The organism is Mycolicibacterium pulveris, assembly GCF_010725725.1.
GTDB classification, from domain to species: Bacteria; Actinomycetota; Actinomycetes; order Mycobacteriales; family Mycobacteriaceae; genus Mycobacterium; species Mycobacterium pulveris.
Genome location: NZ_AP022599.1, coordinates 2,096,969 through 2,119,256, shown reverse-complemented (window position 1 = coordinate 2,119,256; position 22,288 = coordinate 2,096,969). Strand labels below are relative to the sequence as shown.

The 22,288-nt window shown below is 69.2% G+C and carries 18 protein-coding genes; 6 read left to right on the top strand and 12 right to left on the bottom strand.

The window, feature by feature from the left end; all coding sequences use genetic code 11:
- Positions 1-522 carry a dihydrofolate reductase family protein gene (locus G6N28_RS10205; RefSeq protein WP_163899935.1) on the top strand — a complete coding sequence of 174 codons (522 nt, stop codon included), beginning with the start codon at positions 1-3 and terminating at the stop codon, positions 520-522.
- Here G6N28_RS10205 and G6N28_RS10200 read toward each other — a convergent pair.
- Together G6N28_RS10200 and G6N28_RS26730 are read right to left on the bottom strand one after the other, a co-directional pair.
- Positions 519-1,091, bottom strand: coding sequence for a TetR/AcrR family transcriptional regulator (locus tag G6N28_RS10200; RefSeq protein ID WP_163899933.1), 573 nt, complete (start codon positions 1,089-1,091; stop codon positions 519-521). The genes G6N28_RS10205 and G6N28_RS10200 overlap by 4 nt on opposite strands.
- Positions 1,092-1,162: 71 nt before the next feature.
- Positions 1,163-1,300 (bottom strand): hypothetical protein, encoded by a 138-nt coding sequence (locus G6N28_RS26730; RefSeq protein WP_170307892.1) that lies wholly within the window; start codon positions 1,298-1,300, stop codon positions 1,163-1,165.
- Positions 1,301-1,499: 199 nt separating this feature from the next.
- Here G6N28_RS26730 and G6N28_RS10195 point away from each other — a divergent pair, with 199 nt between their 5' ends.
- Positions 1,500-3,287 (top strand): acyl-CoA dehydrogenase, encoded by a 1,788-nt coding sequence (locus G6N28_RS10195; protein ID WP_163899931.1) that lies wholly within the window; start codon positions 1,500-1,502, stop codon positions 3,285-3,287.
- Positions 3,288-3,360: 73 nt separating this feature from the next.
- Here G6N28_RS10195 and G6N28_RS10190 read toward each other — a convergent pair whose 3' ends face one another.
- Together G6N28_RS10190 and G6N28_RS10185 are read right to left on the bottom strand one after the other, a co-directional pair.
- Positions 3,361-4,863: an aldehyde dehydrogenase gene (locus G6N28_RS10190; protein ID WP_163899929.1), complete on the bottom strand. Its 1,503-nt coding sequence runs from the start codon at positions 4,861-4,863 to the stop codon at positions 3,361-3,363.
- A gap of 14 nt (positions 4,864-4,877) precedes the next feature.
- Positions 4,878-5,672, bottom strand: a complete 795-nt coding sequence (locus G6N28_RS10185; RefSeq protein WP_163899927.1) for a class I SAM-dependent methyltransferase — start codon at positions 5,670-5,672, stop codon at positions 4,878-4,880.
- A gap of 35 nt (positions 5,673-5,707) precedes the next feature.
- Here G6N28_RS10185 and G6N28_RS10180 point away from each other — a divergent pair, with 35 nt between their 5' ends.
- Positions 5,708-6,868, top strand: a complete 1,161-nt coding sequence (locus tag G6N28_RS10180; protein WP_163899925.1) for a glycosyltransferase family 4 protein — start codon at positions 5,708-5,710, stop codon at positions 6,866-6,868.
- On the opposite strand, the gene G6N28_RS10175 is transcribed toward G6N28_RS10180, so the two are convergent.
- Entirely contained in the window at positions 6,852-8,507 is a 1,656-nt protein-coding gene (locus tag G6N28_RS10175) for an MmpA family trehalose lipid delivery protein (protein ID WP_179962184.1), read from the bottom strand. The genes G6N28_RS10180 and G6N28_RS10175 overlap by 17 nt on opposite strands.
- Positions 8,508-8,539: 32 nt before the next feature.
- Complete coding sequence (locus G6N28_RS10170; protein WP_163899923.1) at positions 8,540-9,742, bottom strand: cell envelope lipid trafficking protein PgfA; 1,203 nt, start codon at positions 9,740-9,742, stop codon at positions 8,540-8,542.
- Between the two features lie 204 nt (positions 9,743-9,946).
- Between G6N28_RS10170 and G6N28_RS10165 the strand changes: the two genes are divergently transcribed.
- Entirely contained in the window at positions 9,947-11,059 is a 1,113-nt protein-coding gene (locus G6N28_RS10165; protein WP_276001083.1) for an acyltransferase family protein, read from the top strand.
- A gap of 85 nt (positions 11,060-11,144) precedes the next feature.
- Here the strand turns inward: G6N28_RS10165 and G6N28_RS10160 are convergent, their stop codons facing one another.
- The 4 genes from G6N28_RS10160 to G6N28_RS10145 are packed head-to-tail and all read right to left on the bottom strand — an operon-like array spanning position 11,145 to position 18,065.
- Positions 11,145-12,617, bottom strand: coding sequence for an AMP-binding protein (locus G6N28_RS10160; protein WP_163899918.1), 1,473 nt, complete (start codon positions 12,615-12,617; stop codon positions 11,145-11,147).
- Between the two features lies 1 nt (position 12,618).
- Positions 12,619-13,596 (bottom strand): phosphotriesterase family protein, encoded by a 978-nt coding sequence (locus G6N28_RS10155; RefSeq protein ID WP_163899915.1) that lies wholly within the window; start codon positions 13,594-13,596, stop codon positions 12,619-12,621.
- Positions 13,597-13,633: 37 nt separating this feature from the next.
- On the bottom strand, positions 13,634-17,914 hold the full coding sequence (locus G6N28_RS10150) for an alpha-(1->3)-arabinofuranosyltransferase (RefSeq protein ID WP_179962053.1): 4,281 nt from the start codon (positions 17,912-17,914) through the stop codon (positions 13,634-13,636).
- Complete coding sequence (locus G6N28_RS10145; RefSeq protein WP_064890250.1) at positions 17,892-18,065, bottom strand: DUF2613 domain-containing protein; 174 nt, start codon at positions 18,063-18,065, stop codon at positions 17,892-17,894. Before G6N28_RS10145 ends, G6N28_RS10150 begins: the two co-directional genes overlap by 23 nt.
- An 81-nt stretch (positions 18,066-18,146) precedes the next feature.
- On the opposite strand from G6N28_RS10145, the gene G6N28_RS10140 reads away from it, so the two are divergent.
- Both G6N28_RS10140 and G6N28_RS10135 read left to right on the top strand, forming a co-directional pair.
- Positions 18,147-19,325: a glycoside hydrolase family 3 N-terminal domain-containing protein gene (locus tag G6N28_RS10140; RefSeq protein ID WP_163899913.1), complete on the top strand. Its 1,179-nt coding sequence runs from the start codon at positions 18,147-18,149 to the stop codon at positions 19,323-19,325.
- 28 nt (positions 19,326-19,353) lie between these two features.
- Positions 19,354-20,010 carry a TetR/AcrR family transcriptional regulator gene (locus G6N28_RS10135; protein ID WP_163899911.1) on the top strand — a complete coding sequence of 219 codons (657 nt, stop codon included), beginning with the start codon at positions 19,354-19,356 and terminating at the stop codon, positions 20,008-20,010.
- Positions 20,011-20,052: 42 nt separating this feature from the next.
- Here G6N28_RS10135 and G6N28_RS10130 read toward each other — a convergent pair whose 3' ends face one another.
- Entirely contained in the window at positions 20,053-20,892 is an 840-nt protein-coding gene (locus tag G6N28_RS10130; RefSeq protein WP_179962052.1) for a MaoC/PaaZ C-terminal domain-containing protein, read from the bottom strand.
- A gap of 1 nt (position 20,893) precedes the next feature.
- A complete protein-coding gene (locus G6N28_RS10125; protein ID WP_163899907.1) occupies positions 20,894-22,267 on the bottom strand; it encodes a 3-oxoacyl-ACP reductase in 1,374 nt (457 codons plus the stop codon).
- Positions 22,268-22,288: the final 21 nt, after the last annotated feature.

Below are 22,288 nucleotides of genomic sequence, written 5' to 3'. Positions count from 1 at the left end.
ATGGCGACCGTGTACTACACCGCTTCCAGCCTCGACGGCTACATCGTCGATGAGGCCGACAGCCTGGACTGGTTGACCTCGCGTGACATCGACCAGGCCGGGCCGTTCAACTACGACACCTTCATCGAGTCGATCGGCGCAATCGTGATGGGCGCGGCTACCTACGAGTGGATCGTGAAAAACCAACCAGGCCAATGGATGTACGAGCAGCCCAGCTGGGTGTTGACAAGCCGCCCACAGATCGTTGCCAAGGGACATCCGGTGCAGACGTTCGACGGCGACGTCACCGAGATGCACCCGACGCTGGTGTCCGCCGCCGACGGAAAGGACGTGTGGGTGGTCGGCGGCGGCAACGTCGCCGCGCAGTTCGTCGCCGAGGGCCTGGTCGACGAGATGATCGTCAGTTACGCCCCGTGCTCGCTCGGCGGCGGCTCGCGGGTTCTGCCCATCCCGTCGGAGTGGGTGCTGGCTGAGTCCGCCGTCAACAGGGACTTCGTCTGCGCGCGGTGGCGCAAGGCCTAGCGGTGCTCCGGAACCCCGTGGCGACGGATGAATTCCCTTGACTTGATCAGGAATTCGACCTGCCGCGCGACATCATCCAGCGAGTCGACGCTGCGCGTGGAGCGGCACAGCACCACAGCGCCCTCCAGCGAGGCGATGCACATGATCGCCAACGAAGCTGACTCGGCCTCGTCGAACCCGTCCGAAACGAACGCGCGGGTGAGCGCGTGGCGCCAATGGGTGAAGATTCCGCCGGCGATCGAGGTCAACTGCGGCTCGTCATCGACAGATCCGACCGCTGCCGCGGCAACCGGACAGCCTGCGGCGAAGTCACTCTTGACGAGCAGCTGTTCCCAGAACTCGACGAACTGCCGCACGAGATACATCCCGCCCTTGGCCGCGGCATCGTCCATCACCTCGGTGATCGCGTCACCGGCGTACTGCAGCGCTTCGGTCAGGATCTGGTTGCGGCCCCCGGGAAAGTGGTAGTAGACCGATCCGCGCGGTGCTCCGCTGCGGGCGAGCACCTCGTCGATCGTGACGCCCGCGACCCCGCGCTCACGCAGCACCGCGGCGGCGCTGACGAGCATGTTCGTCCGGGTCGAACCGCGCGTCTTGCGGCCTTTGGTCGAGGTGGCAGACAGCAGATACCTCCAGGCGGTCAGGCCGCCGGCGTCTGCCGCATCGGCGACGGACGCCAGCCGAAGCCGCGGGTGGCGAGGCGATAGATCGCCCGACGGCGATCAGGCACACGATGCGTGAACCGACGGCCGGCGAAGTTGACCTCAATGATCCACATCGGGCGCCTCCATTTCTATGACAAAGAGCATAGAACGGCCAACGTGTAATCGCAATTCTGGCCTTCCCTCAGCGTTGGATTCGATGAAAGCGCAGATCGAGCATGTGTGCATATATCGCCCACGACGTAATTATGGGAACAATCATAATTCCGTTTTGGGGCTACGCTCAGCTAAGGCCTACGGGGAAAGGCACTGGTCATGGGCCACTACATGAGCAATGTCCGCGACATCGAGTTCAACCTCTTCGAGGTCCTCGAACTCGAGAAAGCGCTGGCCAGCCGCGAGCTCGGTGGGCTGAGCCCCGACGACGTCCGCGCCTTGTTGCGCGACGCGGCTCGGGAGGCGGAAGGGCCGCTGGCAGACGCGTTCGCCGACGGTGACCGCCACCCCCCGACGTTTGATCCCGCCACCCACTCCGTCGCGCTCCCGGCGTCGTTCAAGGAATCCGTCCGGGCGTGGCAACGGGGACCGTGGCTGCGCCTCGGACTGCCAGAGGCCATCGGCGGCATCCGTGCACCGGCGAACGTGCGGTGGGCCATCAACGAGTTCCTCGTCGGCGGTCAGCCCGCCGCCTTCTTCTACCTGGGCGGCCCGTCGATGATGTCGGTACTGCACAGCGAAGGCAATGAGCAGCAACGGCGTTGGGCGAAGCTCGCCGTCGACCGCAATTGGGCGGCGACGATGGTGCTCACCGAACCCGATGCGGGTTCGGATGTCGGCGCCGGACGCACCAAGGCCGTGCCCCAGCCCGACGGCACCTGGCATCTCGAAGGCGTCAAGCGGTTCATCACCTCGGGTGACTGCGACGACCTGTTCGAGAACATCGCCCATCTGGTGCTGGCCCGTCCGGAGGGCGGGGGGCCGGGGAGCAAGGGGCTGAGCCTGTTCTTCGTGCCGAAATACCTGCCCGATCCCGAGTCCGCGGCGCCGGGGCCGAGGAACGGGGTGTTCGCGACGGGTTTGGAGCACAAGATGGGCCTGACCGCGTCGGCGACGTGCGAGCTGACGTTCGGCCAGCACGGCACGCCTGCGGTCGGCTGGTTGGTCGGTGACGTGCACAACGGCATCGCACAGATGTTCAAGATCATGGAATTTGCCCGAATGGCAGTGGGCGCCAAAGCGATTGCCACGCTGTCCACCGGCTACCTGAACGCGTTGGCGTACGCGAAGACGAAACCGGGTGGTCTCGAGGACGCTGAGGTCCGCAGGTCGCTGATGACCCAGAAGTCCTACGCGGAGGGAATGCGCGCGCTGTATCTGTACACCGGTGCGCACCAGGACGCCGCCTCGGCCGCAGTGGTTTCCGGCGCCGACGCGACCATGGCGCAACGCGTCAACGACTTGTTGCTGCCCATCGTGAAGGGGATGGGATCGGAGCGGTCCTACGCGTGTCTGTCCGAGTCGCTGCAAATCCTCGGCACCGCAGGATATCTGCAGGACCAGCCGATCGAGCAGTACATCCGCGACGCCAAGATCGACTCGCTCTATGAGGGCACCACCGCCATCCAGGCGCAGGATCTGTTCTTCCGCAAGATCATCCGCGACCAGGGCGGGGCACTGGAGCACCTCTGCGCCCAGATCACCGGCTTCCTCGAAAACCCCTGCGCCCGGCCGGAGCTCACGCAGAGCCGCCGACTGCTCGCGACGGCTCTCGCCGACGTGCAGGCTATGGTCGCAACACTGACGGCATACTTCGCGAAGTCACACGACGAACCGCGCGAGGCCTACCGTGTCGGGCTGGGCTCGGTACCGTTCCTGCTGGCCTTGGGCGACCTGTTGGTCGGCTGGTTGCTGCTTCGCCAGGCCGAGATCGCGCTGATCGCCCTCGACCGCGATCCAGGCGACGACGACCGCGCGTTCTACCGAGGAAAGGTCGCCGCGGCAGTCTTTTTCGCCAAGAACGTGCTACCGCGGCTGTCCGCGGAACGCCGAGTCATCGAGGGCATCGACCTCGCAGTGATGAGCCTGCGGGAAGACGCCTTCTAACTCAGCGAGCAGACGCGAAATCCCCTAATTTCAGTGCAAAAGAGGGGTTTTCACGTCTGCTCGCGGCAAGAGGTCAGTCCTCCGGGGTGTAGCCGAACGGCAGCAGCACGCTCTTGGGCTCGACATAGGCCTCGATGCCCTCCGGCCCGTTCTCGCGGCCGATACCGGAGTTCTTGTATCCGCCGAACGGGGCGCCGGGATCGAAGGCATACATGTTCACCGCGTAGGTGCCGGTGCGGATCTTCGACGCGATCTCGAGGGCCTTCTTGTTGTCGGTGGTCCACACGCTGCCCGCCAGCCCGTACACCGAGTCGTTGGCGATGCGGATCGCGTCCTCCTCGGTCTCGTAGGGGATGATCGCCAGCACCGGGCCGAAGATCTCCTCCTGGGCGATCGTCATCGAGTTGTCGACGTCGGCGAACACGGTGGGCTCGACGAACCAGCCCTTGTCCAGGCCCTCGGGACGGCCGCCGCCGGTGACGAGTCGCGCCCCTTCCTCGACGCCCTTCTTGATGTAGCTCTCCACGCGATCGCGCTGTTTCTCCGAGATCAGCGGCCCGATCGCGGCGTTCGGGTCGTCGGGCAGCCCGACCGGCATCGCGGAGACGAAGTTGGCGACCTTCTCGACGACCTCGTCGTACCGCGACCGCGGCGCCAGGATGCGGGTCTGCGCGACGCACGCCTGCCCGCTGTTCATCACGCCCGAGAACCCGAGCATCGGCAGCGTCGCGTCGAGGTCGGCGTCCTCGAGGATGATCGCGGCGGACTTGCCGCCCAGCTCCAGCGTGCACGGCTTGAGCTTCTCGGCGGCGATCTTGGCGATCTCCCTGCCGACCGCGGAGCTGCCCGTGAACGTGTACTTGTCCAGCTCCGGGTTGGCCGTCAGCGCGCGCCCGGTCTCCGGGCCGCCCGGCACGATCGACAGCACCCCTTCGGGCAGGCCGGCCTCGGCGAACATCTCGGCCATCGCGAACACCGACAGCGGAGTCTCGGCGGCGGGCTTGAGGACCACGGTGCAGCCGGCCAGCAGCGCGGGCCCTAGCTTGTTGGCGGCCAGGAAGAACGGCACGTTCCACGCGGTGACGGCGCCGACGACGCCGATCGGCTCGCGCACCACCATCGTCTGGCCGTAGATGCCGTCGCGAATCTCTTTCCAGTGGAACTTGTCGGCCGCGCCCGCGTAGTACTGAAACGCCGAGATCGCGGCGCCGTACTGCATCATGTCGACGATCGTCTGTGGCTGCCCGGTCTCGGCGGCCAGCAGGTACTTCAGCTCGTCGGCGCGCTGCTCCATCAGCTTGACGGCGGCGCCCAGCACCGCGGCCCGCTCCTGCGGCGACTTGTGCGGCCACGGCCCCTCGTCGAACGCCTTACGGGCGGCCGCGCAGGCCGCGTTGACGTCGGCCTCGACGGCCAGCGGGACCTTGCCGACCAGCTCACCGGTTGCCGGCGAGCGCACCTCGATGACCTCGTCAGACGCCGGCTCGACCCACTTGCCGCCGATGAAGAGTTTGTCCCACTGGGTTCGATGCGCCGGCTCGCCGGCAGATGTCTTGGATGCCACGGTCTGCGTCATGCTCGTCACACTACCTACCCGGCGGGGAAAGTAGAACCTGTTCCAGTCGGCCTCGTGAGAACGAGCACCAGGTTGCTGACCAGGAATTCGCGCAGCACCGGGACCCGCGTCATCCACCAGCCCCATCGCGGGTGGTAACGAGGGAATGCGGTTAGCAGCGCACCGGTGCCTTCGGCCCATCGCAAACCGTCGGCCGCCGACACCGCGAACAACGACGAGCCGTAGTTGTTCTTCGGCGCATGCCCGTGCTTGCGGGTGTAGCGCGCGGCCGCGCGGGCCCCGCCCAGGTAGTGCCACAGCCCGGTCTCATGTCCGCCGAACGGACCCAGCCACACCGTGTAGGACAGCACCACCAGGCCGCCCGGCCGGGTGACGCGCAACATCTCGGCGCCCAGCCGCCACGGGTCGCGCACATGCTCGGCGACGTTGGACGACAGGCAGATGTCCACGCTGGCGTCGGCGAACGGCAGAGCCGTGCCGGAGGCGCGAAGATACGTCGCGGCGCCGCGGTCGGTCGCGGGGCCGGCGTGCATTTCGGCGGGGTCGGGCTCCACCCCGATGTAGTGCATCCCGGCGGCGGCGAAGGCGGCCGCGAAGTAGCCGGGCCCACCGCCGACGTCGACGAGCGTGCGGCCCGCCGGTGCCGTGCCGTGCACACCGCGCCACAGGTCGGCGACCATGACGGCGGTGTCGCGGGCCAGCGCCCCGTAGAACCGAGCGGGATCGCGCTGCTCGAACCGGAACTCGCTGAGCAGCCTGATCGACCGTGCCAGCGTCGCCCGCCGGGCCCAAACATCCGTGACGGCCATCCGACCGACGATATCCAGCCGCTACGCTGGCACGGATGTCCGACCGTCGCGTTCGCTCCGTGTTGCTGCTGTGTTGGCGTGACACCGGTCATCCGCAAGGCGGCGGCAGCGAGGCCTATCTGCAGCGCATCGGGGCCCAGCTGGCCGAGTCGGGTGTGGCGGTGACGCTGCGGACCGCGCGCTATCCCGGTGCACCGCGGCGCGAGACCCTCGACGGCGTGCGGGTCAGCCGCGGCGGTGGCCGCTACACCGTGTACATCTGGGCGGGACTGGCGATGGTGCTGGCCCGCATCGGGCTCGGACCGCTGCGCAGGGCCAGGCCCGACGTGGTGATCGACACCCAGAACGGCATCCCGTTCCTGGCGCGGCTGGCTTACGGTCGGCGCGTCGCGGTGCTTGTGCACCACTGCCACCGTGAGCAGTGGCCGGTTGCGGGCCCGGTGATGGGGCGGGTCGGCTGGTTCGTCGAATCGAAGCTTTCCCCGCGGATGCACCGCCGCAACCAGTACGTCACCGTCTCGCTGCCCTCGGCGCGGGACCTGACCCGCCTCGGGGTGGACCCCGACCGGATCGCGGTGGTGCGCAACGGTTTGGACGAGGCACCGCCGCATACGTTGAACGTGCCGCGCGCCGAGGCGCCTCGCATCGCGGTGCTGTCACGGCTGGTGCCGCACAAGCAGATCGAGGACGCGCTGGACGCGATCGCCGAACTGCGCAGGCGGATACCGGACGTGCACATGGACATCCTCGGCGGCGGCTGGTGGAAGCAGCGCCTCGTCGACCACGCCGCACTGCTGGGCATCTCCGATGCGGTGACGTTCCACGGTCACGTCGACGACGACACCAAACACCGTGTGCTGCAAAGGTGTTGGGTGCACGTGCTGCCGTCGCGCAAGGAGGGTTGGGCGCTGGCGGTCACCGAAGCGGGCCAGCACGCGGTGCCCACCATCGGCTACCGGTCCTCGGGCGGCCTGACCGATTCGATCATCGACGGCGTCACCGGGCTGCTGGTCGATGACCACGATGAACTGGTTGACGGTCTCGAGCAGCTGTTGTCGGACCAGGTGTTGCGCGAACAATTGGGCGCCAAGGCCCAGACCCGCAGCGGCGAGTTCTCCTGGCGGCAAAGCGCGGACGCCATGCGCACCGTGCTGGAGTCCGTGCACGCCCGCGAGTTCGTCAGCGGCGTGGTCTGACCCGGCGAGAACGTAAGCGGGTCACCGTCATACCCGCCAACCCCGCCAGCAGCGCCGCAAGCCAGCCGAGATGCGCGGCCAGCGCCCACCCTCGGCCCGGTGCCTTCTGGTGGTCGCCGCCGACCCGGTAGAGCGTGAGGTCATCGTCTTGGTGCACGACGGGAAGGTCCAATGACGCCGGCGCAGAGCCGGATTCGACGACGACCCAGCCGACGCCGGCCCGTGCCAACTCGTCGCGGGATGCGTCGCGTAGCAGCATGTCCTGCACCTGCCGGGCGCGTCGGCCCTCTCCGGGAACGGTCTGGCCGCCGATGTTCAGGTCCCCAGTCGACAACACGTCAGCGCGCACCCAGCGCGGCAGAGGGTCCAGCACCGGCGCCTCACCGGCCCAGTCGAACTGTCGCATGCTGTCGACGGGCAGCACCGCGACCGGACGGGGATCGGCGTTGATGATCGCCGCGACGGTGGCCCAGCCCGGTGGGTACTGCACCGCGACCACCTTGCCGCCGACACCCCACGCCAGATCCGGCTGGGTCGCGATCAAGGCCGCGCAGCACACCACCGCCGTCGCCGCCGCGGGCAGCCACCGCCGCAACGTGGTGACCGCTGCCGCCCCGGCGAGCACGTAGGCGGGCATCGCCAACGCCACCCACTTCTGCGCGTCGCGCACCACCCCGAGGCCTGGCAGCGCCCGGATCGTCGCCTCGACCGCCGCCAGCCCGGGCCCGGTCGCCATCAGCGCGGGCACCACGATCGCGACGGCGGCCAGCACCAGCAGCGGCACCGCGACCGGACGCCGGATCAGCACCGGAAGGCCCAGCGCCACGATCAACAGCAGCACCGCCGTCGCCACCGCCGCGAAAGCCGTTGTGCGCGAGTCGGGTACGGCCTGCCCGTTCCAGATGCCACCGAGCCCGGCGAGGCTGAGCAACGTCCCCAGCCCGGGTTCGGCGCGCACCGCGAACGCCTCGGCGCCCGCGGCCTGCGACGACGACAACGAACCGGCGACCGCCGCCGCCACCAGCCACGGCAGTGCGACCAGAACCGCAAAGCCCACGCTGATCGCCGCGCACAGCCACCGCGGCCGTCCCGCACCTGGTGCGAACACGCACGCCAGCGCGACCGTCGCCGCCAGCAGCAGCCCTGTCGGCGTCAGCCCCGCCAGCGCCATCCAGAACAACAGCGCCCACACCGCGCCTCGGGACGGCGACGAGCGCAGCCGCAGCATCGTCGTCGCCACCCACGGCAGGCAGCCGTACCCGACGAGCAGACTCCAGTGCCCCTGCAGAAGACGTTCGGCGACATACGGATTCCACACCGCCACCGTCACCGCGACGCACTGGCCCGAAGATCGCGAACCGAGCACATCAGCCGCCAACCGGGCCGCGCCCCACCCCGCGAGCCACAGCCCGGCCACCAACAGCACCTTGACGACCGCGCCGCCGTCGAACACCGACGAGGCAATCGCGACGAAGAAATCCTGCGGCAGCGCGCGGGGCGCTGCCTCGCCGAGGCCGAGCGCGAAATCCGACAGATAGGAACGCGGCGTCGACACCGCGTCGCGCAGCAGCAGATAGCCCGGCGCCAACAGCGGTGCGGTCAGCGCGACGGACAGCGCCAGCGCATATGCCGGGACCAGCAGCGCCCGCGCGGGCGCACCGAAACGCGGGGTCAGACCGATCTGTCCGGAGGTAGGTCGGTCGGGCGGGGCGCGGGCAGCTTCTCGGTCTGGGCTTCGGCGCCGGGAACGGGCTCACCGGAGGCGTCGCGCGTTCCGAAGAAGCGGTCGGACCCGTCGAGACCGGGGTCGATCAGCACGGACTCGGCACGCAGGCTGAACGAGCCCAGCAGCGCGCCGCCGACGAGGAACACCAACCCCATCGCGGTGAACGTGATCGGCAGGATGCGGCCCCACAGCGCCACCCGGTCGCGTTCATCCCGCGCGCTGGCGACCTGGGATTCGACCGTCTCCTCGTTGAAGGTGACCTCATAGTCCACGTACGTCACCTCGGGCTTGAGCGGCTCGCGCGCGTAGTACTGGTAGCCGTGCTCTTCGCGCTTGACGATGGTCCCCGACACCGGATCCACCCAGAAGGTGCGCTGGGCGGCGTAGAAGCGCGACATCGTGATCGATTCGTCGGGCTCGCCGGGGACTCCCCACATCGCCGCGGTGGCGGTGACCTCGGCGTCGGCCTCGTCGTCGAACAGCGACGCGTACCGGACCGGTTCGACGAGCTTGCCGTTGGCGTCGTAGCCGACGTTCTGGCTGAAGCGGTAGGTGGTCAGGCCGTTGACGTCTTCCTCGCCGTCGTAGTTGGCGTCGAAGGCCTTCTGGGCGATCGGATCAAAGACGGGGTAGGTCTTCTTCTCGGTGCTGAACGGGAACCGGTAGGCCAGCCCCTCGTGGGGCAGCGCGATATTGGTCGGCGGCTGCTCGTCCTCGATGGCGCGCGGCTTCTGCAGGGCGCCGCCGGGGTTGCTCTCGCTGGACACGGCCTCGGCGGTGTGCCGGTTGACGGTGACCGTGTCGACCATCGCCAGCAGCAGGCCGGTGTCTTGTTGTTTGTCGGTGCGGCGCAGCGTGGTGCCGACCTGCAGGGTGACGACGTCGGCGTTGGACGGGGACTCCACGGTCATCTGCTGTTGCTGCACCAGCGGCACGTCACGGTCGACGCGAAACGTGGGCTCGTTGAGGGAGGCCGGGTCGAATGCGGTCCCGGTACCGTCGCTGACCAGCGTGGCTTCCAGATCCAGCGGGATCTTTGCGATCTTGCCCTCGGTGTAGGTCGACAGCAACAGCGCGGCGATCAACAGGGCAGCGCCGAGCCCCATGATCCCGCATGCCGCGATTCGCAGCGCCACTGCGCGGTTCAAACCGTGCCTCCTTCACTGCGGCAACCCGCAAACCCGTTCGACATTAACAGCCCGGTTCAAGGTCGTCGCTTACTACGACCGCATCCGACGGCCACTGGTGACGCCTCATTTTCGACCAATTCCCGCCCGCACGGCACACTGGTCGCCGTGACGGAATCCTCCGGGGTCGGCGGAACCCGCAGCTTTCTGCCCGCGGTCGAGGGCATGCGGGCCTGCGCGGCCATGGGTGTGGTGGTCACCCACGTCGCCTTCCAGACCGGCCACACCGGCGGGATCGCCGGGCGGTTGTTCGGCCGGTTCGACCTCGCGGTGGCGGTGTTCTTCGCCATCTCGGGCTTCCTGCTGTGGCGCGGGCACGCCGCGGCGGCACGCGGGCTGCGGCCGACCCCGCCGACCGGGCACTACCTGCGGTCGCGGGTGGTCCGCATCATGCCGGGCTACCTGGTGGCCGTGGTGGTCATCCTGCTGCTGCTGCCCGACGCCAAGGCCGACCTCACGGTGTGGCTCGCGAACCTGAGCCTGACCCAGATCTATGTGCCGTTGACGCTGACGGCCGGGCTCACCCAGATGTGGAGCCTGTCGGTGGAGGTCGCCTTCTACTTGGTGCTGCCGCTGTTGGCGTTGACGGCTCGGTGGGTGCCGGTGCGCGCCCGCATCCCGGTGATCGCGACGGCGGCGGTGGCCAGCCTGGCGTGGGGGTTGATCCCGTTCGACGCGCCATATGGCGTCAACCCGCTGAACTGGCCGCCGGCGTTCTTCTCGTGGTTCGCCGCGGGCATGCTGCTGGCCGAGTTGGCCGTGTCACCGATCGGGTGGGCGCACCGGCTGGCGCGGCGCCGGGTGCTGATGGCCGTCGTCGCTTCGGCGGCCTTCCTGGTGGCGGCCTCACCGATCGCGGGTCCCGAGGGGCTCACCCCGGGCACCGTCGGGCAGTTCGTGGTGAAGATTGCGATGGGCGCGGTGGTGGGCGCCGCGTTGATGGCGCCGTTGGTGCTGGACCGGCCCGACACCTCACACCGGCTACTGGGCAGCGGGCCGATGGTGACCCTGGGCCGGTGGTCCTACGGGCTGTTCATCTGGCACCTGGCCGCGCTGGCGATGGTGTTCCCGGTGATCGGGGAGTTCGCGTTCAACGGGCACATGCCCGTGGTGCTGGTACTGACGCTGGTGTTCGGTTTCGCGATCGCCGCGGTCAGCTACGCACTGGTCGAGTCGCCGTGTCGAGAGGCGTTGCGGCGCTGGGAATTCCGTCGGCAGCGTCCGGTGCCGCCGCTGGATTCCTCGGTGGACAGCGTGCCGGAGCCGGTTTCGCGCTGATTGCGGTCCTGTAGCACTAAGGGGTTGATCGCACGCGCCTGATGCGAGTAGACAACCCGTTAAGCGTGCTCCGGCCCATCGCGCGCTAGCCGGCCTGCATGGCGCGCCGCTTGATCACCTCGTCGCGCACCGCGGAGCGGCGGGCCTTGCCCGCGTCGTCGCGCAGCGGGACATCGGTGAACTCGATGCTGCGGGGCAGCTTGTAGCGTTCGACGCGGTCCCGGAGGAAGGCGATGACGTCGGCTTCGTCGAGCCCGTCGGCCTGCACGATCGCATGCGGCACCTGCCCGAGATCGCCGGTGTCGTCGGGAACGCCGACCACCAAGCAGGACAACACCTTCGGGTGCGCCGACAACGCCGACTCGATCTCGGCCGGATAGACGTTGCGGCCGCCGACGGTGAACATGTCGACCCGACGGTCGTTGAGGTACAGGAAGCCGTCTTCGTCGAAGTAACCGAGGTCGCCCAGCGAGTCCCAGCCGTCGCGGCTCTTGGCCGTCGCGCCGATGTAGCGATAGGTCGGCGCGCTGCCGGGGAAGGGCCGCATGTAGATCTCACCGACCACGCCCGGTGGGCACTCGTTGCCGTCGTCGTCGAGCACCTTCATCTCCCCGGCCACGACGACCCCGACCGACCCGCGGTGCGTCAACCACTGCTCTCCGGAGATGAACGTCAACGCCTGAAGTTCGGTGCCGCCGTAGAGCTCCCAGACCACCTCGGGCCCGAGCAGATCGATCCATGCCTGCTTGACGGCCGGCGGGCACGGCGCACCCACATGCCAGAACCGCCGGATCGACGACAGCTCGTAGGCGCCGGGGTCGGCCCGGTACACCGGCAGCAGGCGCTGCATGATCGTCGGCACCGTTGCCAGATACGTCACGCGGTGCTCGGTGACCAGGCGCAGGAACTCGTGCGGCTCGAACCGCGGCATCAACACCAGGTGGTGTCCCTGCACGAGCCCGATGGCCAGCGTGGTGAAACCGGTGTTGTGGCTCAACGGCACCGAGAACAGGTTGACGTCCCCCTCCTGCGCGCCGAGCGGATAGCCGACCGCGGCTGGAAATCGGCTGTCACCGCCCGCCTCGATCAACTTCGGTCGGCCGGTGCTGCCGCCGGATGCCATGGCCTTCAGTACCGGCGACACCGCCTCGGGCAGCGGCGCATCCGAGAGTGCCGGGTTCGGCTCGAAAGCCGCGGGCACGCTGGGGATGTTCCCGGTCGGGTCGGCACGGCCGACGATCAGCGCCCGCGGCCGCAACGCGAGCAGCCCGGCCAGCTCCGCGTCGGGCAGCTGCGGGGACAACGGTTGCGGAACCGCGCCGAGTTTCCACGTCGCCACCACCGCCTGGACCCACTCGATCGAGTTGGGCAGTACGACGGTGACGTAATCACCTTGGCGCACACCGAGTTCGGCGTAGGCGCGGGACAGCCGGTTGGTCGAGAGGTCCAGTTCGCGCCGGGTGAGCGTGCGGCCTTCGCACGTGACCGCCGGGGCGTCGGGCTGCTGTTGGGCCAGCAGGGACGCCTGGGTGCTGATCGGTGGGATCTGGTCGGCCATCTCAGTAACCCCCGGTGGCCTCGAAGATCCGGCGCGGGTTGTCGACCAGCATCGTGGTGAGCTGCTCGTCGGTGACACCGCGCTGTTTCAACGCGGGGATGACGTCGCGGTGGATGTGCAGATAGTGCCAGTTCGGCATGACCGCGGGCACAACCTCTTCCGGCAGCCAGTCGATGAAGCAGGACGCGTCGTGGGAGAGCACCATCTTGTCGGCGTGGCCGCGCTCGCACATCTGGGCGACGGTGTTCACCCGGTCCTCGAACGGCAAGAAGACGTCGACGCCGAACCGGTCCATGCCGATGTAGGACCCGTTGCCGATCAGCTGCTCCAGGTAGTTCAGGTCGGTGGTGTCGCCGGAGTGGCCGATGACGACGCGCGACAAATCGACGCCCTCCTCGGCGAAGATGCGTTGCTGTTCGAGCCCGCGACGCGTCGCGGCGTGGGTGTGCGTCGAGATCGGCACCCCGGTCCGCCGGTGCGCCTTGGCCACGGCGCGCAGCACCCGCTCCACTCCCGGTGTCACGCCGGGTTCGTCGGTGGCGCACTTGAGGATCGCCGCTTTGACGCCGGTGTCGGCGATGCCGACCTCGATGTCGCGGACGAACATCTCGACCATCGGTTCGACGTCGCCGAGCAGACCGCCGGGCTCGGTGAAGTGGAAGTACATCGGGACGTCGTTGTAGGTGTACACGCCCGTCGCGACGACGATGTTGACCTCGGTGGCCGCGGCGATGCGCGCGATGCGGGGGATGTAGCGGCCCATCCCGATCACGGTGAGGTCGACGATGCTGTCGACGCCGTTGGCTTTCAGCTCGTTGAGCCGGGCGATCGCGTCGGCTTCGCGCTTGGCCTCGTCGCCCCAGACCTCCGGATAGTTCGCGGTGATGTCCGGGGACAGCACGAAGACGTGCTCGTGCATGAGCGTCACACCGAGGTCGGCGGTGTCGACGGCTCCCTTGGCTGTGTTGACCTGAGGCACCAAGCCGATGCTAGGTGGTTTTCCTGCCGAACGTTCCTTACCGCTCGAAAATCGGCGGGGATTTCGAGCGGTAAGGAACGTTCGGCGTCACGGGTGCAGCCTCGTGCTGAGCGACGGCCGAGGCCGCGACCATCGCCAGCGAGATCAACGCGAGAAGCTGCACGCCCGCCGAGTGGCCGACGTACCCGTCGACCGAGCGCCACGGGTTCTGGCTGAGCACCGCGCCCGCCAGGATCAGGCCACCCGCGGCCATCCCGACCGTCACGGCGTCGCAAAGCTTTTCGCGATTGCGTAGCAGGTGGCGCAGCAGCACCGCCGCGCCGACCACGATCGCCCCGGCCACCCCCGACACCACCGCGCCCACGCCCAGCACCGCGACGGTGGCGGTCACACGTCCGGGCTGCCATACCCGCGGCGGTTCATCCTGTGTCGGACGTCTACGCGCGGGCAGGAAGGCGAGCAGCGCCAACACGGGCAGCAACGCCAAGCCGCCGATCAGGCCGGCGCGGTAGAAGGCGTTGGAGCCGAACGAGAGCGTGACGACGCCGGCGGTGTCCGCGGGCAGTACCCAGCCCTGTTGCCAGCCGTTGACGGTCACCGGCGTCAGCACGGTGCCGTCGGCGCTGCGCGCGGTCCAGCCCGGGTTGACGCTTTCGGGAACCACCAGCACCCGCGGCTGCGGCGCCGAGGCCACGGTCACCTCGCGGTGATCGGCGCTCCACGCCCCCGTCTGCGCGGGCATCGCGGCCGCCGGACGCACCGCGGCGGCCAGTGGACCGGCCAGCTGCACGCCGTCGACGACGAACGCCTCGCCCGGGCTGATCACCAGCTCCTGCTGTCCCGCGGGCAAGTCGATGGGCGCGTCCTGGCAGGGCCGGGCGGCCACCGGCTCGCCGTCGAGCAGTGCGCCGACCGTCGTGGTGAGCGAGGTCTGCACGAACTGCCCGGCCACACCGATGATCGGCCCGCTGCCGCAAGCTAATTCGATGACGTGCAGGCGGTTGCCTGCGGCGTCGGCCGCGGCGATCGGAGTGCCGTCGGCGTCGAGTGCGACGACTTCGGCCAGCCCCGGAGGCTTGAGCTGATCGAAACCCAGTGCGGTGCGGTCGATGATGTCGTCCCAGTCCAGGATCGACACCGTGACGGTATCGGTTACCCGCGGCGTGAGCTCGAGTGTCTGCGCGCCTGCGTCACCGGCCAGTCGGCGCACCTGCGGACCGTCCCCGAGGTCGATGGCGACCAGCGTCGGGTTCGCGGGCAGCACGGACGAACTCGGCGTGACTGCAAGCGCCGCCACCTCGCTTGGCCCCGGCAGCTTCACCGTCAACGTGGGCGGGGTCTTGTTCTGAACCACCGATTGCGGTGCGCTCCACGCGGTTTCGGGGTCACCGTCGGTGGCAGCGTAGGCTGACCCGAGCACGTCGAGCACGTCGGCGTCGCCCATCGCGCGGGTGCTGGCGGGGGCGGCGATCAAGTCGGCGAGGTTCGGGCCCTGCCGGGCACGCACCCACACCGTCGGTGTCACCGAGATCGGCTCGGGCACAGTCAGTGTCCTGCTCAGGCTCACCGGCTCTTCGGGGGCCAGCGACATACTCGCCGCACACCGCACGCCGGTCGGGCTCTGTGCGCAGCCCGGCCTACCCAACAGCTCGGCACCCAGATCCCATTGGGCCACAGCAGAACCCGCGGGCGGCCCGGGCACCTCGACGGTGTGTCGCAGGTTGATGGGGTGGGCGAAACCGTTGGCGTCGTACTGGGTGACGGCGAAGTCGGTGATGCCGAACTGCACGCCGGCAGAACCGTCCTCGGTGCCCACCGCGGTGATCCGCACCCACGGCGACTCCCCGTAGGGCAGCGCCGCGGTGAGCGGCTTGCCGGGTTCCTCGACCCGCAGGGTGCTGGTGCCGTTGACGGTGGACACCTCGATGCGGTCGATCTGGGCGCCGACGGCCGTGGCGCTCGGCGTGATCGTGATGGTGGCGTTGGTCACCGGGTGGTCGAAATCGACCTGCAGCCACTGGCCGATCGCCGACTGCAGCGCGTTGGACACCCAGGCCGTCGACGAGTCGGCATCGATCGCGGAGGCGGGTCCGGTCGCGGGCGCGACGTGGGGCAGCGCGGTGGAGTCGGCGGCCGAACTCGACACCGAAATCCGCCCGCCGGTCCACTGGCCGTAGACGACGTCGGCGCCGGGAACGGGATAGTCGATCACGCGGTTGAAGGTGCGCCGCGGATCGTCTCGGGTGCGGATCGCCGAGGAATGGTCGTCGACGCGGCCGTAGTCGGTCTCACGCGCCAGGGGGGTGTCGGTGACCGTGACGACGGGAGCGGGCAGGCCGGCGCGTTCGGCGTCGGCGGTCAGCAGCATCGGGCCCAGCGGCGGTTGGCCGAGCAACCGGCGGCGTTCGTCGAGGCGCAACAACGCCTCCGGGGCGCCGTCCACCCGGGCCATCGCGTCGGCGTCGACCAGGTAGGGCACGACGGGCATGGCGGCGTCGACCCGGTAGATCTCCACGGCCGGATAGCGTGGGCGCAGCCCGCTGTCGGTGACGAACCCGGCCAGCATGCCCGGCCCCACCGGATCGCCGAACTGCGCGACCTTCGTCAGCCCCGGCGAACCCTCGACGGCGCGGTGCACCAACATCGGGCGCGCCGACCGGGACGTCTCCGGGTCCAGGTCGTTGCGCACCACCACATACGAAATCCCCTGCCGGGCAAGGGTGTCGGCGAGCCCGGCGGACGGGCGGCCGGCAGCGAAGAGGCGCTGCACCGAATCCAGCGCGCGGATGGTCTGCGGCGGGGTCAACGGAATCGAGTCGCGCACCCCCCACGGGCTCTCGCCGAGGACCTGCAGCGGTTCGTCGTGGCTGTTGCCCCACACCTGGGTGGCGAACGGGGCGCCAGGGGCGACCAGCACCCGGCCCTCGGTGTTGTGTTCGTCGAGCCACGCGGCGGTCTCGTGCCAGTACGACGGGATCGCGTCGAAGGCCCCCGGCGGAGCCAGCCGCCCGGTCCAGGCCAGCGACGTGGCAGCGGCCAGTGCGGTCAGGACCACGACGCCGACCGCGACCCGTTTGTCCCGTTCGGGATGGGCCAGCGCGGTCCTCCACTGCTCCCGCGGTGCGCTGCCCGGCAATGGGATACGGCCAAGCAGGTGAGCCAGGCCAAGCGCTAGCGGCAGGCGCAGCAGCGGCTCGAGCTTGTGCAGGTTGCGCAGCGGTGTCCCAGCGTCGTCGAGGAACGCCTGAACGTACTGCGCCACAGGAGATCCCAGACCGCCCGAGTAGCCGGCGGCCAGCAGCACCACCCCGACCAACAGCATGGTGATGAGCCGTCCCCGCACGGGCATCGTCCGCATCGCCAACCCGGCCAGCCCCGCCGCGGCCACCAACGTCGTCGCCAGCACCGCGACCGAACCGGTCACCAACGGCGCCCCGGCGGTCGCGTTCGGTGCGACGAACGGTGTCCACATGTCGGTACCGCGGAGCATCTCCGTCAGCGACATCCATCGGGTCGTGACACCGGAGGACTCGATGTAGTCCAGGAACGGCGGGCTGATCCGGCCGAGCAGCAGCAGCGCCACCGCCCACCACGTCACCGCCAGCGCGATGCCCACCGCCCACCATGCGGTGAAACGCCACCAGAGCCTGTTCGGCCGGTGGCACGCCAGCCAGATGACCGCCGCCAGGCAGCCCGTCAGCGTCGCGACCGCGTTGACGGCGCCCATCAGCGCAATCGCCACGGCCGATCGCGCGGCCAGCACCCGGACCCGCGGATCCCGCTGGACTTTTCCCACCCCTCCGGTCCCGCCCTGGAATGCCAGGATCACCGGCAGCAACACCCACGGCGCCAGCATCATCGGCAGCGTCTCCGAGGAGATCGCGCCCAGCGTGGTGAGCACCCGCGGCGACAGCGCGAACGCGACCGCGGCGATGACCCGCGAGGAGCGGCTGCCGATGCCGAGGGCCTCGGCGACGCGCAGCAACCCCCAGAACCCGGCCACCAGCAGCAGCGCCCACCACAGCCGTTGGGTCACCCAGGCCGGAACGGCGAGCAGGTCGCCGGCCAAGAAGAAGCTGCCGTGCGGAAAGAGGTAGCCGTACGCCTGGTTCTGCGCCTGCCCGAACGGCAGCTCGCTGTTCCACAGGTTGAACGCCCGGGCCAAAAACCGCAGCGGGTTGGCGGTGAGGTCCAGCTTGGTGTCGGGTGAAATCTGTCCGGGGGACTGGGCGAACGTCAGGATCAGCGCCGCCGCAGCGGCCACCCACAACCAGCGCCGCGGAAGCGGCGTGACCTCAGCTTCGGTCGCCGTATTCAACCCTGTTGAGCACCGACGACGCCGGATCGCCCGCCTGCAGCGGAGGCTTCGTGTCCTGCTGCACCATCAGCGTCACCCCGAACACGGCTGCCGCGCCGAGCAGCAGACCGACGACAATGCTGGCGCCGGCAGGCACGAGGAACCGATCCATGCGGCCAAAACTAGCACGGCACGCAGCGCGGACACGTCTGCTGCTGAGCTCGGCCGCCGCTGTCCGCTACTGTCGAGGCCCATGGCCGTGTCCCGCGCGTTGTGCGCTGCCGTGGCGATGTCGGGTCTGGTGCTGGCCTGCTCGCCCGCCGAACCGCCCGCCCCGCCGTCGAGCGCCGCCCCGTCCAGTGTGGTCACCCACCACAAGGGCGAGGTTCCCGCCGCGCCGCCGCCCCCGGCGTGCGGTGACGCGCAGGCGATGTTGGCCGCCATGTCGACGCGCGACAAGCTCGCGCAGCTGCTCATGGTGGGGGTCTCCAACGCCGCTGACGCCCGGGCCGTCGCCAACAATCACCACGTCGGCGGCATCATGATCGGCAGCTGGACCGACCTGTCGATGCTGAGCGACGGGTCGGTGGCCGACATCGCCGCGTCCGCGGGCCCCCTGCCGCTGGCGGTCAGCGTCGACGAGGAAGGCGGCCGGGTGTCCCGGCTCGCCCCGCTGATCGGCACGCAGCCGTCGGCGCGGGTGCTGGCGCAGACGCAGACTCCCGAGCAGGTGTACGAGATCGCCCGTAGCCGCGGGCAGGCCATGCGCAACCTGGGCATCACCGTGGACTTCGCGCCGGTTGTCGACGTCTCCGACGCCGCCGACAGCACCGTGATCGGCGACCGGTCCTTCGGGTCGGACCCGGCGGTCGTCACCGACTACGCCGGGGCCTACGCGCGGGGCCTGCGCGACGCGGGCGTGCTGCCGGTGCTCAAGCACTTCCCCGGGCACGGGCGCGGCTCAGGGGACTCGCACACCGGCAGCGTCACGTCCCCGCCGATCGCCGAGCTGCAGGAAGTCGATCTGGTGCCGTACCGCATCCTGGCCGGGCAGGCGCCCGTCGGCGTCATGGTGGGCCACCTGCAGGTGCCCGGGCTGACCGGAAGCGACCCGGCAAGCCTGAGCCCGGCCGTCTACGGGCTGCTGCGCTCCGGCGGCTACGGCGGCCTGCCGTTCAACGGGCCGGTGTTCACCGACGACCTGTCGGGGATGCAGGCGATCTCCAACCAGTTCGGGGTGGCCGAGGCGGTGCTGCGCGGCCTGCAGGCCGGCGCCGACGTGGCCCTCTGGGTGTCCAGCGCCGAGGTGCCCTCGGTGCTCGACCGGCTGGAGAAGGCCGTCGATGCCGGTGAGCTGTCGATGTCCGGGGTCGACGCCGCGGTGCTGCGGATCGCCGGGTTCAAGGGCCCGTCGCCACGCTGCGGCGGCTGACGCGCGCGTCATTGCTTACTCTTGACTAATGGCCGGAGGCACCAAACGTCTGCCTCGCGCAGTGCGCGAGCAGCAGATGCTGGACGCCGCCGTCCAGATTTTCTCGGTGAACGGCTACCACGAGACGTCGATGGACGCCATCGCCGCGGAGGCCAAGATCTCCAAACCGATGCTGTACCTGTACTACGGCTCCAAGGAGGAGCTTTTCGGCGCGTGCCTGGACCGTGAGCTGTCCCGGTTCATCGAGGAGGTGCGCAGCCAGATCGACTTCACGCAGAGTCCCAAGGACATGCTGCGCAACGCCGTGCTGGCGTTTTTGACCTACATCGACACCAACCGGGCCTCGTGGATGGTGCTCTACAACCAGGCGACCAGCAGCCAGGCGTTCGCCCACACCGTGCGCGAGGGACGCGAACGCATCATCGACCTCGTCGGGCGGCTGCTGAGGTCGGGAACCCGCCACCCCGACCCAGAAACCGACTTCGACATGATGGCCGTCGCGTTGGTGGGAGCCGGTGAGGCGGTGGCCAACCGGGTCAGCACCGGCGACGCCGACGTCGACGAGGCCGCCGAGCTGTTGATCAACCTGTTCTGGCGCGGCCTCAAGGGCGCTCCCGCCGAGCACTCAGCCGAGCACGGGCCGCCGGCCGGGACCGTCGAGACTGCGGCTGGATCGCAGAATTAGCCCGAATCGCGATCTGTGCGCAGTCTCGAATCGACGACGCGGCTACAGCGAGCGGACCGTGCCGGTCAGATGCGGGTCGCCCTTGGTCAGGTGCCGCAGCGTCAGATCCCAGCCGTCGGCCACCCGCTGGACGTAGAGACCCGCGCTGGCGGGCAGCACCACCGGCTTGGCGAAACGCACCGAGTACTTTACCGCATCCGGAAGCTGGCCTTCGATGTTCGCCAGAACCGCTGCGGCGGTGAACATTCCGTGCGCGATCACCGTCGGGAAGCCGAACAGCTTCGCCGCGATCGGATTGGTGTGGATCGGGTTGTGGTCCCCGCCGACCGACGCGTACTGCCGGATCTGGCCGGGCGTGATGCGCAGCACCGCGTTCGGCGGGCCCAGCTTCCGCTGCTTCTGCGGCGGCTTGGGCTCGTCGGACAGGCTCGTGCGCTGCTGATGCAGAAACGTCGTAACCTGATGCCACGCCTGCTCGTTGCCGACGTTGACGTCGGTCACGATGTCGACGAGCAACCCGCGCCGGTGCTCGCGCAGGTTCTCGGCGTGCACCCGAACCGACACCGTGTCGGTGACCGCGATCGGCCGATACTGCGTGATGTGGTTCTCGGTATGCACCGAACCCATTGCGGCGAACGGGAAATCGAAGCTGGTGACCAGCGCCATCACGGTCGGGAACGTCAACGTGAACGGATAGGTCAGCGGCACGTTGTCCCCGAACCGCAGCCCGGTGACGTTCGCGTACGCCGCCACGTTCGCAGCGTCGATGCTCACGTCCTCGACGGTCAGCGTGCGCTCGGGCAGCTTGTCCCCGCGCGGCACGAACGGCAGCGCACCCGCCGCCGCGCGCACCAGGTTCAGCACCCCAGACGGTTGCGTCACGTCAGGCCCCCAACCACGCTTGTCCGCACACCCGGATCGTATTGCCCGTAACGGCATTTGACGCCGGGCTCGCGAAGTATGCGATGGTCTCGGCGACGTCGACCGGCCGACCACCCTGATACAGCGCATTGAGCCGACGCGCCACCTCCCGGGTGGCCACCGGCATCGCTTCGGTCATCTTGGTCTCGATGAACCCGGGTGCGACGGCGTTGACGGTGATCGCCTTGTCGGCGTACGTGTCGGCCAGCGCGTCCGTCAGCCCGATCATGCCGGCCTTGGTGGCCGCATAGTTGGTCTGCCCGCGGTTGCCCGCGATGCCCGCCATTGACGAGAGGCCGACCACTCGGCCGCCCGCGCCGATCGTCCCGTTGCCCACGAGTCCCTCGGTAAGCCGGAGCGGCGCAAGAAGATTCACCGCGATGACGGAATCCCAGCGGGCCTCGTCCATGTTGGCCAGCAGCTTGTCGCGGGTGATACCGGCGTTGTTGACCAGGATGTCGGCGCGGCCCCCGAAGTCGGAGTAGTTCTCTCGCAGGTGCTCGGTGATCTTGTCGACGGCGTCGTCGGCGGTCACGTCGAGCGTGAGCGCGGTGCCGCCGACCTTCGTCGCGGTGATGCCGAGCGGCTCGGCCGCCGCCGCTGAGTCTCCTCCGACGTCGATGCACAACACCCGCGCACCGTCGCGGCTGAACACCTCGGCGATCGTCGCGCCGATGCCGCGCGCGGCCCCGGTGACGATCGCGACCTTGCCGTCCAGCGGCTTGTCCCAGTCGGCGGGCGGCGAGGAATCGGCCGCGCCGACCCGAAACACCTGCCCGCCCACATAGGCCGACTTGCCCGACAGGATGAACCGCAGCGTCGACTCCAGCCCGGTGGCACCCGGCTTGGCGGCCGGGGACAGATACACCAGGTTCACCGTCGCGCCTCGGCGCATCTCCTTACCCAGCGAGCGGGTGAACCCCTCCAGCGCGCGCTGCGCGATGCGTTCGTGGTCGCTGCCGGCCTCCTCGGGGGTGGTGCCGACAACGACGACGCGGCCCGAGGGGCCCACGTTGCGCAGCACCGGGGTGAAGAACTTGTACAGCTCCTTCAACCCGGTCGGATCGGTGATCCCGGTGGCGTCGAACACCAGCCCGCCGAACGAGTCGGCCCACCGGCCGCCCAAATTGTTCGACACCACCTCGTAGTCCTCGGCCAGGGCGGTGCGCATCGGCTCGACGACGCGCCCGTTCCCGCCGATCAGCAGCGTGCCCGCCAGCGGCGGCTTTCCCGGCTCGTACCGGCGCAACGTCTCGGGCTGGGGAATGCCGAGCTGCTTGGCGAGGAACGATCCGGGCCCGGAATGGACGATTTGCGAATACAGGTCGGTAGCCATGAAAACGAACTTACTCCAGAG